Source organism: Amycolatopsis antarctica, assembly GCF_002262875.1.
GTDB classification, from domain to species: domain Bacteria; phylum Actinomycetota; class Actinomycetes; order Mycobacteriales; family Pseudonocardiaceae; genus Amycolatopsis; species Amycolatopsis antarctica.
This window is the reverse complement of record NZ_NKYE01000009.1, coordinates 154,421-167,982: the sequence shown is the minus strand read 5'-3', so window position 1 is coordinate 167,982 and position 13,562 is coordinate 154,421. Positions and strand designations below refer to the sequence as shown.

Genomic DNA, 13,562 nt, shown 5'->3' with positions numbered 1-13,562 from the left:
ATACGACCATGCCCCCGGAAAAGACTCTCACCCTCGGTGGGGATCTCACGATCAACCGCCTCGGCTACGGTGCCATGCACCTCACCGGCCACGGCATGTGGGGCCCGCCGGAAGACCCCGCCAACGCCATCGCCGTCCTCCGCCGCGCTGTCGAACTCGGTATCAACTTCATCGACACCGCCGACTCCTACGGTCCTGGCTACAACGAACGGATCATTCGCGAAGCGCTCCACCCCTACCCGGACGACCTGGTTGTCACGACCAAGGGCGGCATGCTGCGCAGCGGCCAACAGGACTGGCTGCATGATAGTGGCAAGCCCCCCTACACCGTCGCGCTCGGCCGACCCGAATACCTACGCCAGCAGGTGGAGCTGAGCCTCTACAACCTCGGCCTCGACTGCATCCCGCTGTACCAGTTGCACCGCATCGACCCGGTCGTTCCGCTGGCCGACCAACTGGGTGCGCTCGGACAACTTCAGCAGGAAGGCAAGATCCGCCACATCGGCGTCTCCGGCCAACCTCAGGTCAGCGCCGAACAGGTCGCGGCCTGCCGGGATATCGTCGACATCGTGGCGGTGGAGAACCTCTACAACGTCGCCGACCGCTCCGGCGAAGACGTCCTGCACTACACCGAGGACAACGACATCGCGTTCATCCCATGGTTCCCGATGGGACACGGCGACCTACTCGGGCCCAACGGAGCACTAGCCAAGATCGCGCCGTCCGTCGGGGCAAGCCCATCGCAACTAGCACTCGGCTGGCTACTACACCACTCACCCAACAACATCCTCATCCCCGGCACCACGTCAATCAACCACCTCGAAGAGAACGTCCGCGCAGGCGACCTCGACCTCGATGACGGCCTGTGGGACGAGATCGCCGAACTCTGCACACACGAGCAACCCTGGCGACCCGGGCAGGCTTCGGCCTAGCTCGCAGACAAGCAACTCACGGGCCGATTGAACAGGCAGCATTCTCTACCCTTCATTCACGTCAGGTTCACCGTCGCCGCAGCCGCTGAGTTCAATCAGGACAACGGCGACGCGGCCGAGGGCGACGCAAAAGCCAATCTCGGCGAGCATCCCATCGGCACAAGTGGCGGCTCACCGACCCCACACCGGTCAAGATCGCCGGAGCCGTGAGGGCGCCCGCAGCGCTGATGGCGGTGCAACTGCAGAACACGGCCGCTGGCAATGGCAGAACATGAGGTGCGCACCACGAGCAGTGGTTTCATATGCCCGGCGGTACGGGGACCGCACCGCCGGGAGCACCTCGTGGCGCTACCGCGCATCGCTGGGCTGAAGCACGTGCGGGTAATCACTGAGCCCGAAGCAGCCGCCATGCATTACTCCGTCGAACGTCGGCTCGGCGAAGGAGAGATCGTCGGCGTGTACGACCTCGGTGGTAACACCTTCGACGCCACGATCTTGCGGGCAAGCCAACACGCAATGGATAACCTGGGTATGCCGGATGGCGTCGACCAACTCGGCGGCATCGACTTCGACGACACGTTGCTGGCTCTTGTCGATGACAAGCTGAGCGGGGTTCTCCAGGTCAGCCTGCTGGACCTGGAGAACCCCGAAAAAGTTCAGGCCCTCCTCAGCGCGCGGGAGGCATGCAAGGCGGCGAAAGAACAACTCTCCCCCACAACCGAGACCGTCGTCCACTTAAAGCTGCACGGTGATACACAGAACGTCACGGTCAGCCGCGACACGATCGTGCCGGTCGGCATCATGACCGTCCGAGGCAACCATGACAGCGCTACCAAGGACCGCGGAATCGCCCAAGTACCGGGCGGCGTTGGTGGCTCGGTCAGTGGGACCACATAATGGATCTCAAGGGCGCCTGACGCGCACTCTGTCGATCGTGTGTGGAGCTGATTGGCGTGCGGGATACCGATCGTGGCTCGTTGTGGGTCGAGTTGTTAGGTGAGGTGCGGGCGTGGTCGGACGGTCGCGGAGTGTCCTTGGGGCCGCCTAAGCAACGTGCGCTTTTCGCCATGCTCGCACTGCGGAACGGACGCATCGTCACCAACAGCGAGATCGTCGACGCCTTGTGGGGTGATGCGCCGCCCACGTCAGCCCAGGGCATCATCCACACCTACGTCAGCGGCCTGCGCCGGGCGCTGGAAGAGGTGGGCGCGACCGGATTGCTGGTGCGCACGCGCGGCGCTTACGTGCTTCAGGCAACAGACGAGCAGACTGACGTCGCCGTAATGGAAGCGGGCGTCGCCGAGGCGCGGCGAATGGCCCCGGGAGCGCCGGAACAAGCCGCGAAAATGCTGCAGGAGTGCCTGCGGCGCTGGCAAGGTGTAACGCTGAGCGGGGCATCCGGACCGCTGGCCGAAGCCGAGCGCGGCCGCTTGGAGTTATTGCGGCTGCGCCTGGTGGAAGAGCACGCTGGGCTGCTGCTCGGCAGCGGTAACCACCGGGAGGCCATCGACGAGCTCGACACCGCGGTGCGCAGTGAACCGCTGCGGGAGAGTCTGCGCGGCCAGCTCATGCTGGCGCTGTATCGCAGTGGACGCCAAGCAGAGGCGTTGGCGGTGTTCGAGGACGGCAGACGGGTACTCCTCGAGGAACTGGGCATCGCTCCCGGAGCCGAACTCGTGGCGCTGCATGACGGCATCCTGAGCTCCGATCCCGGCCTGCTGAACCCGGCGAGCAAGGCAGGGGCCGCGCCGCGGCAGACGGTCGCGCCCGCCCAGCTGCCGCATACGGTGCCGGACTTCGTCGGTCGCGCGGACGAGCTCGCGGTGTTGGACCAGTGGCACTCGCCGTCCGCGCGTGGTGCTTCGGCGCTTGTCGTGTCGGCGATCGACGGTGCGGGTGGCATCGGCAAGACGACGCTCGCGGTGCACTTCGCCCGCGAAGTCATGGCGGACCACCCGGACGGCCAGTTGTTCGTGAACCTGCGCGGGTTCGACCCCAGCCGTCCGCCGTTGACCACCCCGGAGGCGCTCACCCAGCTGTTGCGCGGGCTCGGAGTGACCACCCAGCCGGACACCGTCGACGCGCAGGTAGCGCTCTATCGCAGCCTGCTGGCCGACAGGAACGTCCTCATCATGCTCGACAACGCGGTCTCGGCCGACCAGGTCCGAGATCTGCTGCCCGGGACGTCGAACAGTCTGGTCCTCGTGACCAGCAGAAGCCGCCTCGGCGGTCTCGTGGTCCGCGACGGCGCGCGCAGGCTGACGCTTGGCTTGCTCTCACCCGCGGAGTCCTTCGCGCTGTTGCGTCAACTCGTGGGCGACCGTCGCATCGACGACGCTCCGGCGGCTACCGCCACGCTCGCCCAGCTGTGCGGGTACCTGCCGCTCGCGCTGCGGATCATCGGAGTGCTCGTGTCGATGCGGCCGGCGTCCGCTCTCGACGAGCTGGCCGCGGAACTCGCGGCAACCCAGAACCGCCTCGACTCACTCTCGGTCGACGACGACGAGATGTCGTCCGTGCGCGGTGTCCTCTCGTGGTCCTATCAGTCCCTGAAACCGCAACTGGCATCGACGTTTCGCCTGCTGGGTCTGCATCCCGGCCCGGAGTTCGGTGTCGAAGCCGCCGCCGTGCTCGCCGGGATCCCGGTGGCCGAGGCCGTCACGGTACTCCGGGGTCTGAGCGGCCAGCACCTGCTCGAACAGCCCGGTGAAGACCGCTACCGGTTCCACGACCTGGTTCGCCTCTACTCCAGGGAGCTGGCCGAACAACACGATTCTCCCGAAGTACGACACCAGGCGTCATGGCGCTTGATGGTCTGGTACCTGCACGGCGCCGTCGCCGCCGCGGGTCTGCGCGAGCCCGGAGCGAACCGTGGCGCGCCCGTACCGCTGCCCGTCGGCATGACGGCCATGACGTTCGACAACGCGGAGTCCGCCAGCGCTTGGCAGGCACACGAAGCCCCCAATATCCTTGCGCTCACCGAACAGGCTGCGGAGCTGGGATTCGACGAGATCGCCTGGCAGCTGAGCCTGCGGATGTACTCGCACTACTACAGCACCGGCCTACTCACCGAATGGATCCGGCTACTCAGCACCGGTCTGTCGGCTGCCGAGCGCCACAACGCCCAGGAACCGCAGGTCCGGCTACTCAACCAGCTCAGTATCGCCAATTCCAGAATCGGCAACAACACCACGGCGGTACACCAACTCGAACAGGGATTGTCGCTGCTCAGCGACACCGGTGACGACACATTGCGAGCAACCACGCTCGGCAACCTCGCATCTACCCTGCGCGAAATGGGCCGCTACGACGAGGGGCTGCCTTACGCGTTGAAGGCAGTCACCATCGCCCAGCGGTCGGGGCTGCCGTACTTCGAGGCGGGAACCCTCGACGTGGCGTGCCAACTGTACGTGGAGTTGGGGCAGCCGGAGAAGGCGTTGATCTTCGGGAGGGCGGGTCTCGCGGTCGCCAGAACGATCAAGTTGACACTGACGGAGGCGAACCTGCTGGTCAACGTCGGTCACGCCTACCGCGACCTCGGTCAGTTCGATCGCGCGATCGCCGAATACGAGAACGCATTGTCGTTCTGCCGGTCGATCGGCGATCGATACCACGAGGGTTTGTGCCTGCTCGGGCTTGCCAGGGAGAACCGCCGAAGAACGCGCGAGGACCTGGCCAGGAGCCAGGCGGAGCAGGCGCTGGAGATCTTCGTCGAGATCGACGCCGAGGAGGCCGGTGTGGCCAGCGACTTCCTCCGCGCGCTCGCGGGTTGATCGACTGTTCGGTGACGACACCCGGGCGCACACCGACTACCAGGCTGCCCCTTTCGTCCCGTCGCCGCGGACCGAAGGGCCGATTCGGGTCCCCGATCGGGCCCGTTGGCTAGTGTGAATTCGCAGACGTCAGGCAGGACGGAGCCGAAGAGGGACGGACGGTGAGTAGCGTGCCCCACGATTCGGTCGGCGACGTTGCCGCGGTGAGCCACCTGATCCTGCGGGAACGCCAGGCACGCGATCGCGGCTGGTGGGCGCCCATGCGCGACAGCTACCGTCCAGCGGCCCCGGTTTTCCTGAGCTGGATCGACGGGTCGGCCGAGGAATTCGTTACCCGGTCGAAGGCGATGTTCGACGCTGGCGAGCGACCGGTCCACCGGCTCGCGCCCCCCGTAGTGGAGGTCCATCGCGATCGTGCGGTCGCCGAGGTCGGTGCCGCGATCGTCAACCACGTCACGATCCACGGCGTACAGGCGAACCTCGTCTCGCACGGCAGGCTCCTCTACCAGGCGAGCCGGACCGAGGACAGGTGGTGGATAGCCTCCCTCACCGCCATCTATGAGGACAGCACCCTCACCCCGTCGTTACCGGACACGTCCATCCCCTACGAGCTGGCCGTGCTCCGTGGCGTCAGACCCTCGTACCGATACCTCGGCTATTACCTGGCGCGGTCGGGCTGGTCGACGCAGCAGGGCTTGTACGGCGACGACGAGCCCGACCACCTGCACGACCTGTACGAGCACGCGTACGCGTGGCTGCACAACCGCGAACAGGCAGCGGGCAGACCCCGGTGAGCGCCGGCGGCTGTGCGTCGGCTCGAGCCATGACCTCACAAGCCGCCGGTGCCTTACTTCGGTGCGGTCCCACGCGCACGCCGCAGCGCGTCCACGACCTCGCCAAGACGGTCGACGACCAGGTCGGGGCGCTCGGACTCGGGCAGCCGTTCGGCGCCTTGGCGCGGTCGCCATCGCCACCTCCAGCGTGAGGTCGTCGCCCACCACGAGCGTCCGGGGGCCCGGCACACCGAGCCAGCGGGCCGCGCGCGGACGGCTTGCCGAGCACCGCGTACGGCACGCCGGTGACGTAGGTGAGGCCGTTAGCGATGAACCCGGTGAATACGGCGGAATGCCCTCCCGCGGTGACGAATGCCGGGGCATCGCTTGTCACGAGCAGCGGCGCGCCCGCCCACACCGCTTCGGCGGCGACCTGAAGGCGCTGCTGGTCGAGCCCGGTGTCCCAGCCGACCAGTACCGCGGCGGCGCCGGGTTCGCGGTGGTCGAGCACCGCGACCCCGTGCTCGCTCAGAACGTCCACCACCCCGTGTCCGCCGAGGGCCAGTACCGGCTTGGTGCCGCAACGTTCCTTGAACACCGCGGCGGCGACGACGGACGGCGTCGTCACGTCGTCGGCGCTGACTGGGAAACCCAGCTCGGCCAATGACGCGGCGATGTGCGCGGGTAGACGGCTTGACGGTTGGCGAAGACGAGAGTGCGCAAACCCATGTCCCGCAACGCACACATCGCGTCGACCGCTCCGGGCAGCACCTTCGCGTCCCCGCCGGCGGGGTGGGTTGCGAGGATCAGGCAGCCGTCGATATCCAGCACGACACCGCGGACCTCCGCGAGACGGTACCCGAGAGGTGTCGCCCGCTGGACCGAAGCGTTCATTCCCGACCGCCGTCCTCGTTGCGGCGCATCCGCACGCGTTCGGCGCCGACCTGGACATCCAGCTCCCGCCAGCCAGGAATCGTGCACGGCGTCCGGCTCTCCTGCGGCGAACAGCACCGCACCTGCCGGGTCGAGCATCGCCATGGACCCGTAGTGGACGCTCTCCACCAGCCCGGCGCGCAGGATGCGAGCGAGCGGCTCGTGCCGCGATAAGTCAGGCGTGCGCGATCTCGTGGCCGCCGAATTCGGCGTCCCTTAGCAGCGGCACCACCCGGTGCCGGAATTCCTCCATCGCGATCAGCACCTGGCGGCCGTCCCGGGGGAAGAAGTCGAACCAGAGCATGAGCCGGTCGTCCGGGTGGAAGCGTGCGACGATCTGCTCGGCGATGTCCTCCGGCGCACCGACTAGCGCGTTGCCCACGGCGTCGGCGACCCGTCGCTCGTCGAGCGTGCCTTCCATGGCTTGCCAGTACGCCGCGAGCGCCTCGCGCGCGTGGCGCTGGGCCCGTTCCCGGCGAGTGGCTCGTGACGCGCCCGCGCTCGCGTCAAGAAACACAAAGGTGGTGCGCGGCAGGTAACTCCGCTGCCACTTTCCACCGTCGAGGTTGTAGGCGCCAGCCAAGCGCTCGTGGGTCGCCTCGATCACGGCGGGCGGGGTGATGCTGAGGTTGAAGGCGCGGACCGGGCGAAACTGGTTGAGGTGCGTCTGCAGCCCGGCGTCGTGGGTGCCCGCATACAGGCGCAGCAGGTCGGCACGCCGGTCAGGCACGATCTTGGTCGCCTCGAAGTCCCACCGTCTCGGTACCCGCACGCGCTGTTCCCCGGCTACTCCGGCGAGCGACGCGACGTGCTCGAACGCCTCCGCGTCCGGGAAGTCGCCATGGCCGAGCCACCGCTCCGCAACGTCCTGCGCCGCCAGCGTCTCACCGCGAAGCAGGCGCACGAACACCTCGCCCGCCTCCCACAACAGCGCCTGCTTGACCTGGCGCCACCCCGCCGCTTCCCATGCGCCGCGGGGCGTGATGCCGGTGGTGCGGGCGATGAACTCGAAGCGCCCACCCGCGAAGCCGATCCGCAAGCGCCGCCGCTCGGCGGGGTCCAGTCCGTGCCAAGCCAGCGCGGTGGCCACTCGCTCTGCCGCTACGACGGGTCCGCCACCTGCGACGATGTTGAGGATCGCGGAGCCCACGTCAACCCGGCTGGTCCGGTCGAACACACGGGGCGCCAGTTGGCATATGTCGGTGTTGACGCCCACCTCGCCCGTCCAGTGCGGGATCACCGGGTGCTGGTGACGCTTCTGCACCTCGCTGCTGAAGTGGCTCTCGGCCACCCACACGCACTCGTAACCCAGTTCGTCGGCCAGCATGGCCTGGTCGAGGAACTCACGCAGGATCGTCGCATGCTCCGGCAAGCCTCCTGGACGCGGCGTCTGTGCCAGGCTGCAGAAGACGTCGAACCTCACGGGAGTGCCCCCGCCCGTCCCACGACCACGCCGTTGGCACCCGCGCCGTGGAACCGGACGACTTCGACGTCGCCGAAGCCCGCGTCGAGAAGCCAGGTGCGATAGTCGAGTTCCGAGTAGTTGCGGCCGCCTTGGGATTCCACGACCATGTTCATCCCCATGAGCGCCGCCAGCCGCGGCCCGCTGCGGTCCTCGTTGAGCAGCAGTTCGCAGATCATGATCGTGCCGCCGGGCTCGATCGCCTGCCTGCACTTGCGCAGCAGGTCACGGCAGGCCGTCTCGTCGAAGCAGTGCAGCACCATGCTCAACAGCAGCAGGTCGTAGCCGACGGGCAGCGCGGCCGCCAGCCCCCGAAAGTCTCCCGGCATCGTGTCGACGCGGTGTTCCAGGGACGCCTCCGCGATCCGGGCGGCGGTCTGCTCGCACACATGCGGCAGTTCGTAGACCGTAGCCGTGAGCCCGGGATTGCGACGGCACAACTCCAGACTGTAGGCCCCGGAGCCGCCCCCGATGTCCAGCAGTCGGCGATGGCTACCGAGATTGACGACGTCACCCAGTGCCTCGGCGGTCGAGCTGGACAGCGAATGCATGGCGTTCCAGAAGAGGTCGGTCATCATCGTGTCTTCAACCGCGTACCCGGACTCCTGCTCGTCGGGGTTCCAGGTCTGCGCACGGTCGGTGCGCAGCGCCTCGGCCGCGCCGAGCCATGCCGGGTACTCACGGCGGTCGGCGTACAAGACGAAGTCGCCGAAGTACCGGCGCCTGCCGGGAACCAGCAGGTCCTCGGCGAGTGCGCTGTTGGCGAAGCCGTCCCGCTCACGGCGTAGCAGCCCCAGGGAAGCGCACGCGGCCAGCAGCATGTCGGCGGGCCGATCCGGGATGTCCAGCTCGGCGGCTACCTCGGCACGGCCCAGGCACCTCCCGTCCCGGAGCGCGGCGAACAACCCCAGCTCCACCGCGGCCGCGAGCGTCTTGAAGCTCCAGAACCCCGCCGTGATCTGCATCAGCTCCTCGGCCGCGATGTGCCGCGCCTGATCGTTACCGGTTGCCCGGTGCCCGGATGTGGAAGTCGTCATGATCGTTTCCTGTTCGATGGCAGATGCGGGAAGTAGGAAGCCTCCACTCGCCGAGTCAGATAGCGCAGATCGGTGCCGCCCGTGCCGGTCGCGTGCCTGCCGATCATGTGCATGACGAGTTGCGCGTGCCGCAGCCGCCACCCCACCCACGCCTTGTCGTAGGCAACCAGCGCCGCGACCACCCGGCCGCCTGCCTCAGATTCGTGTACGTGTGCCGGTAACGCCACGTGTGCGCCGCGCAGACTTCCCTCGGCGAAGGCAGCCTCGACCGGCGCCGGGATACCTCGGGGAAACGCGACGCGCAACCGGCGGCGCGCACTTCCCGTCTCGCCGCCGGATAGTGCCTCGATCACCCGGAATTGCAGCGATTGCAGGCCGCTGCTCGTCCCCAGGTACTGACGTAGCCGCCGAAAGACGTCGACCGGCAACAGCATCAGGGTGTCCAGTTGTGCGGTGACGACGTCGACGAAGGCGGTCGCGCGCTCCAGGTGGACGACGGCGTCCTCAATGCTCACGGCGAGCATCGCGTCACGAGCCCGGCGCACCTCCCGGACCACCTGGGAGAACCACAGCTCGATGGCCTGGTGAGCGACGATGAAATGCAGTTCGTCGTCCGGGTCGTCCCCGACCGGGGCCTGCGCCGACAGGACCTTGCCCAACTGAAGATAGGAGTCGTATGTCAGCGCCGCCGAATCCCCCGACGACTTCGTTAGCGCAACCAACTTGGCTCCTCCCTTCGTTCGCCACGGATGGCAGCAGTCTCACACCGCGAATCAGTGGCGTCGGCCGAGCCGGCTCCGATCTTGACCGCGTTTCCGCGGCGCGCAGGCAATTCGGGCAACAGACCGCTCCTGCCTGCTGCCGGCCGCGCACGATCGGCGGCACCCGCGCACCACGCCTCTGACACGAGCTGCGCATGGACACCTGCCGGACCGATGGCGTTGCGGCTCCCCCGTTCGAGGAAGACACCTCGATGCTTGCCCCGAAGCCGCCCGCCCGGATCTGGAACTCCGGTACGGGCCGGTGCCCGCCAACGTGGCGGACTTCTGGTGGGACGGTTCGTCGTCGGACAAGCCGCTCGTCCTCTTGGTCCACGGGGGTCTCTGGAGGCCGAGGTACGACCGCACGCACACACAGCCGATGGCCGCCGCACTGCGGCAAGCAGGCTGGTCCGTGCCATCGATCGAGTACCGGCGCACACCGGGCAAGCCGGACGACGACACCCACGACATTCGCTTGGCGATGCGGAACGTGCCGAGCGACGTGGAGGCACTGTTCGATCACCATGTCGTGGGCACCGTGTTGGTCGGCCACTCCGCAGGCGGGCAGCTCGCGCTCTGGGTCGCGTCGCGTTGTCCCCCCGGCCGAGCTTCGGGGAACGCTCGCCCTGGCGCCGATTACCGACCTCCGAGCGGCGCACGCATGCAATCTCGGTGACGGCGCCGTCGCCGCGTTCCCCGGCACGTCACCGGATGAACGCCCAGACCTCGATCCAGCGGAGCTGGCGGCACGCGGTGGTGCGGTCACCATCACGTACGGCTAGGAGGACAAGGCGGTTCCGCACGCGACGTCGAGCCGCTACGTGCGCACGCACCTGCCCTCGTTGGTCACGGTGCCGGACGTAGGCCACTTCGCGCTCATCGACTCGCTGTCCAGTGCGTGGCCTCGGGTGAACGCCTGAGCTGACCGCTATGGCGTGATCCCGGGCGAGAAGGGTTCCGAGTGCTATCAGGCAACGATCCTGCTCGCGGCATTGGCTACCCGGCACGGTCCAGCGGCCTGCACAAGGCCATCGACGGAGGAGGAGTCACCGGACTGCTGGTACGCATGTGCGGCGTCTACCTGCTTCAGCATGCCGGACCGACGAGGGTTGGCGGATCGCCTCGCTCACCGCGATCTACGAGGACGGCACGCTCGCCCCGGAGTTGCCGGACACGCCCTTCCCCGCGACCTGGCCGCGCTGCGCGGCATCTGGCCATCCTGCCGATACCTCGGATACTTACCTGGCCCTGTCGATAGGTCTGTAGGAGGGCCTGTACGGCGGCAATGAAACCGACCGCCTGTACGTGCTTTACCAGCACATGTTGGGTTTGGCTGCACGACCTCAGAGGTCGTCTTACGTGGCTAGTTTGGCGAGTTTCTTGTAGCAGGTGATGGCGGCTCCGAGGGTGCGGAAGGCAGGGAAATGGGTGGCTTTGCGTTCGTAGCGCAGGGTCAGATGGCGGTATCCGCTCAGCCAGGCCATGGTGCGCTCGATGACCCAGCGGTGCCTGCCCAGTTTCCGGGTGCTCTCGACGCTTTGCAGGAAATACGGACACCGATGCCGCGGTCGCGGACCCGTCCGCGGAAGCAGAGGCTCGAGCACCCACAAAGCAAAGGTATCGCCCCGAATGGCATTTTTCGATGCGCAACGGCACCACTGTGAATCCCTTTTGTCCAGCGCTACAGCTCCACAGGCGCCACTTCTGACTGAAGGAGACGGTGGATCCACTCTTTTACCGGTCCACTGCCGGTCCACTGCCGGGACACGCCGGAACCAGTAGTCCTATCGGACAGAGTGCCATGCTGGAGCCATATTGGGGTGGCCCAACTCACGTTTCTCGGCGCAGCCTTCGGAGAATTGTCAGCTCAGCCTCGGTCGGCGCGGCGAATACGCCGACGTCGGGCCTGACCCGAAGGTCCCACCCGGTGGCGGCCACGACATCATCGACCTCCACCCCGGGGTGTACGGCGGCAAGAGTGAGTTCCGCCGTCGCCAGGTCCGGCCTGAGCAGCCCCAGGTCGGTCACCACGGCCGTCGGCCCACCGCCGGTCATTCCCCAACGTTCCCGCTCACCCCTTCCCGAACCGTAGCCGAAACAGGTGACGAAATCGACCTTTTCGACGAAGGACCGAGGACTGTGCCGCATTAACACGTGGACCCGGCCGCACGCATAGCCGACCTCAGGATGGGACGCGGGGCCTGCCAGTCGCACCGTGGTGCGTCGATAACCGCCCCCAATAATCGAACTGTTAATGTTGCCAAATTTGTCGATCTGGGCAGCCCCGATGGCGCCGACGTCGATTCGACCGGCAGATACCAGGTAGTTGAGCATGAAAGGAACGCTCACCACGACATCCGCAGTGGCCAGAAGACTGGGATCCCCGATAGAGCCGGGAATCGTGGTGGGTGCTGCGTCGATACACCCGGATTCGTAGAACAGGCGCAAGTTGGGCGCGTGGGTGCGCTGTGCCAGCATCGCCGCCTCGGTCGCTGGGCCAATGCCGAGATAGCAGGAACTGTGATCGTCTAGCAGGCGCGCAGCCGCGACGACCATCATCTCGTCCGGGCGGTAGTCGTTCATCGTCCTGCCTTCAATTCGGTCAGCCAGGCTCCGAAGGCGGCGCGATCTCGGCTGAGTCTCCCCCACTCCGTGTAAGCGCCGCCGTCGCGCTCGTAATAGCCCGGTACGTGCGACGGCGCAGCCCCACCGGCCGACACGGCGACGACGTCGACTGCCCACGACGGCAACACCACGTCGCCTGGCATCCGCTCCAGTCTGTCGACCACTTCCTCGACGGTCACCAGAGTCCTCCGCGCCGCCAGCGCCGCCTCGCGCTGCGCGCCTCGCACTCCCCAGAACTGCACGTTGCCGGCACGGTCAGCGCGCTGAGCATGCAGGACAGTCACGTCCGGATTGAGAGCCGGTAACGCGACGACTTCCACCCCGGTGAACGGGCAGGTCATGAATTTCGCGGAGGTTGATTGCGACGGAAGATCTGTTCCCAGGTAGCTCCGCAGAATCGCGAACGGTGAGCCGGACGCGCCCGCCGAATATCGATTCACCATGCCGGCATCGCTGTGTTCCTCGATCTCGAGCGCGCCGGGCCAGTCATTCTCGACGGCGTCGCGGAAGCGGTGCAATGTGCCTAGGCCCGGGTTTCCACCCCAGGCGAACACGAGCGTACTGGCGCATCCTGCGCCGATCAGCTGGTCGTATACGAGATCGATCGACATGCGAACCAAGGTCAGGTCACGCTTTCCCTGCCGAATGATCTCGTGACCAGCGGCCATGGGTAGGAGATCGACGAAGCCTTCGAGTGCCACAGTGTCGCCGTCGCTCACCAGAAATTCCACGCCCTCGGCCACCGACATGAATTTCACTATTCCCCGCCCTCTCCCTCAACGCCTACCCGATCGGTCCGATCTTTTTCCCGCGATACTCCCGCGTAGCCAGGATCATGTTCCGGCGGAAGCTCATGACCAGGACGCCATTCTGATTGACCGCGCGCGTTTCGACCGACACCTTTCCCCGATCAGCCTTGGCGACGAGATTCTCCTTGTTCAGGATCTCACTCTCGCCATAAATCGTGTCCCCATGCAGAACTGGAGCTTGATGCTGTACCCGGTCAAATCCAGTGTGACCGAGCGCCTTACCGGTGATGTCGGACTCGGACAGGCCGATCAGGAGGGAGAACACGTAAGATCCGATGACCAGGGGCTGGCCGAGCCGAGTGGCTGATTTCGCGTGGTGCGCGTCGAGATGTATCGGATGACGAACCATGGTCAGCAGACAGAACGTCTGGTGCTCCGATTCCGATATGGTCTTACCGGGCCAGTGCCGATAGACCTCTCCAACCTTGACATCGTCAAAGAAAGTGCCAAAGGACAT

Annotated in this window: 12 protein-coding genes and 2 pseudogenes; 6 read left to right on the top strand and 8 right to left on the bottom strand. The window is 66.6% G+C overall.

Going from position 1 to position 13,562, the window contains the following annotated elements:
• Positions 1-8: 8 nt before the first annotated feature.
• The 5 genes from CFN78_RS16585 to CFN78_RS30420 all read left to right on the top strand — a co-directional run bounded on the left by CFN78_RS16585 (position 9) and on the right by CFN78_RS30420 (position 6,145).
• Positions 9-932: an aldo/keto reductase gene (locus CFN78_RS16585; protein ID WP_205660536.1), complete on the top strand. Its 924-nt coding sequence runs from the start codon at positions 9-11 to the stop codon at positions 930-932.
• A 342-nt stretch (positions 933-1,274) separates the two neighbouring features.
• A complete protein-coding gene (locus CFN78_RS16580) occupies positions 1,275-1,829 on the top strand; it encodes an Hsp70 family protein (RefSeq protein WP_240519497.1) in 555 nt (184 codons plus the stop codon).
• 41 nt (positions 1,830-1,870) lie between these two features.
• Positions 1,871-4,705 carry an AfsR/SARP family transcriptional regulator gene (locus CFN78_RS16575; protein ID WP_338065534.1) on the top strand — a complete coding sequence of 945 codons (2,835 nt, stop codon included), beginning with the start codon at positions 1,871-1,873 and terminating at the stop codon, positions 4,703-4,705.
• Between the two features lie 161 nt (positions 4,706-4,866).
• Entirely contained in the window at positions 4,867-5,499 is a 633-nt protein-coding gene (locus CFN78_RS16570) for a nuclear transport factor 2 family protein (RefSeq protein WP_094863718.1), read from the top strand.
• Positions 5,500-5,830: 331 nt separating this feature from the next.
• Complete coding sequence (locus tag CFN78_RS30420; RefSeq protein ID WP_165777574.1) at positions 5,831-6,145, top strand: hypothetical protein; 315 nt, start codon at positions 5,831-5,833, stop codon at positions 6,143-6,145.
• Here the strand turns inward: CFN78_RS30420 and CFN78_RS30325 are convergent.
• From CFN78_RS30325 to CFN78_RS16550, 4 genes and pseudogenes are all read right to left on the bottom strand, one after another.
• A pseudogene (locus CFN78_RS30325) lies at positions 6,053-6,430 on the bottom strand (HAD family hydrolase); the annotation flags it as partial. The gene CFN78_RS30420 and the pseudogene CFN78_RS30325 sit on opposite strands and share 93 nt — an antisense overlap.
• 156 nt (positions 6,431-6,586) lie before the next feature.
• Positions 6,587-7,834, bottom strand: coding sequence for an LLM class flavin-dependent oxidoreductase (locus tag CFN78_RS16560; protein WP_094863717.1), 1,248 nt, complete (start codon positions 7,832-7,834; stop codon positions 6,587-6,589).
• On the bottom strand, positions 7,831-8,910 hold the full coding sequence (locus tag CFN78_RS16555; protein WP_205660535.1) for a methyltransferase: 1,080 nt from the start codon (positions 8,908-8,910) through the stop codon (positions 7,831-7,833). The genes CFN78_RS16560 and CFN78_RS16555 overlap by 4 nt, the downstream gene beginning before the upstream one ends.
• Positions 8,907-9,632, bottom strand: coding sequence for a tryptophan 2,3-dioxygenase family protein (locus CFN78_RS16550; protein WP_094863716.1), 726 nt, complete (start codon positions 9,630-9,632; stop codon positions 8,907-8,909). Before CFN78_RS16550 ends, CFN78_RS16555 begins: the two co-directional genes overlap by 4 nt.
• Before the next feature lie 301 nt (positions 9,633-9,933).
• Here CFN78_RS16550 and CFN78_RS30320 point away from each other — a divergent pair, with 301 nt between their 5' ends.
• Positions 9,934-10,347 (top strand): alpha/beta hydrolase, encoded by a 414-nt coding sequence (locus tag CFN78_RS30320; RefSeq protein ID WP_165777580.1) that lies wholly within the window; start codon positions 9,934-9,936, stop codon positions 10,345-10,347.
• A 679-nt stretch (positions 10,348-11,026) separates the two neighbouring features.
• On the opposite strand, the pseudogene CFN78_RS29165 reads toward CFN78_RS30320, so the two are convergent.
• The 4 genes and pseudogenes from CFN78_RS29165 to CFN78_RS16525 all read right to left on the bottom strand — a co-directional run.
• Positions 11,027-11,256: pseudogene (locus tag CFN78_RS29165) on the bottom strand (transposase); the annotation flags it as partial.
• Between the two features lie 245 nt (positions 11,257-11,501).
• Entirely contained in the window at positions 11,502-12,254 is a 753-nt protein-coding gene (locus tag CFN78_RS16535; RefSeq protein ID WP_094863713.1) for a CoA-transferase subunit beta, read from the bottom strand.
• Complete coding sequence (locus CFN78_RS16530) at positions 12,251-13,045, bottom strand: CoA transferase subunit A (protein WP_094863712.1); 795 nt, start codon at positions 13,043-13,045, stop codon at positions 12,251-12,253. Before CFN78_RS16530 ends, CFN78_RS16535 begins: the two co-directional genes overlap by 4 nt.
• A gap of 34 nt (positions 13,046-13,079) precedes the next feature.
• Complete coding sequence (locus tag CFN78_RS16525; protein WP_094863711.1) at positions 13,080-13,562, bottom strand: MaoC family dehydratase; 483 nt, start codon at positions 13,560-13,562, stop codon at positions 13,080-13,082.

Coding starts and splice junctions, on each gene's coding strand:
- CFN78_RS16585 (WP_205660536.1), top strand. CDS start 9: ATGCCCCCGGAAAAGACTCTCACCCTCGGTGGGGATCTCACGATCAAC.
- CFN78_RS16555 (WP_205660535.1), bottom strand. CDS start 8,910: ATGACGACTTCCACATCCGGGCACCGGGCAACCGGTAACGATCAGGCG.
- CFN78_RS16535 (WP_094863713.1), bottom strand. CDS start 12,254: ATGAACGACTACCGCCCGGACGAGATGATGGTCGTCGCGGCTGCGCGC.
- CFN78_RS16525 (WP_094863711.1), bottom strand. CDS start 13,562: ATGTCCTTTGGCACTTTCTTTGACGATGTCAAGGTTGGAGAGGTCTAT.
- CFN78_RS16530 (WP_094863712.1), bottom strand. CDS start 13,045: ATGTCGGTGGCCGAGGGCGTGGAATTTCTGGTGAGCGACGGCGACACT.
- CFN78_RS30420 (WP_165777574.1), top strand. CDS start 5,831: ATGCCCTCCCGCGGTGACGAATGCCGGGGCATCGCTTGTCACGAGCAG.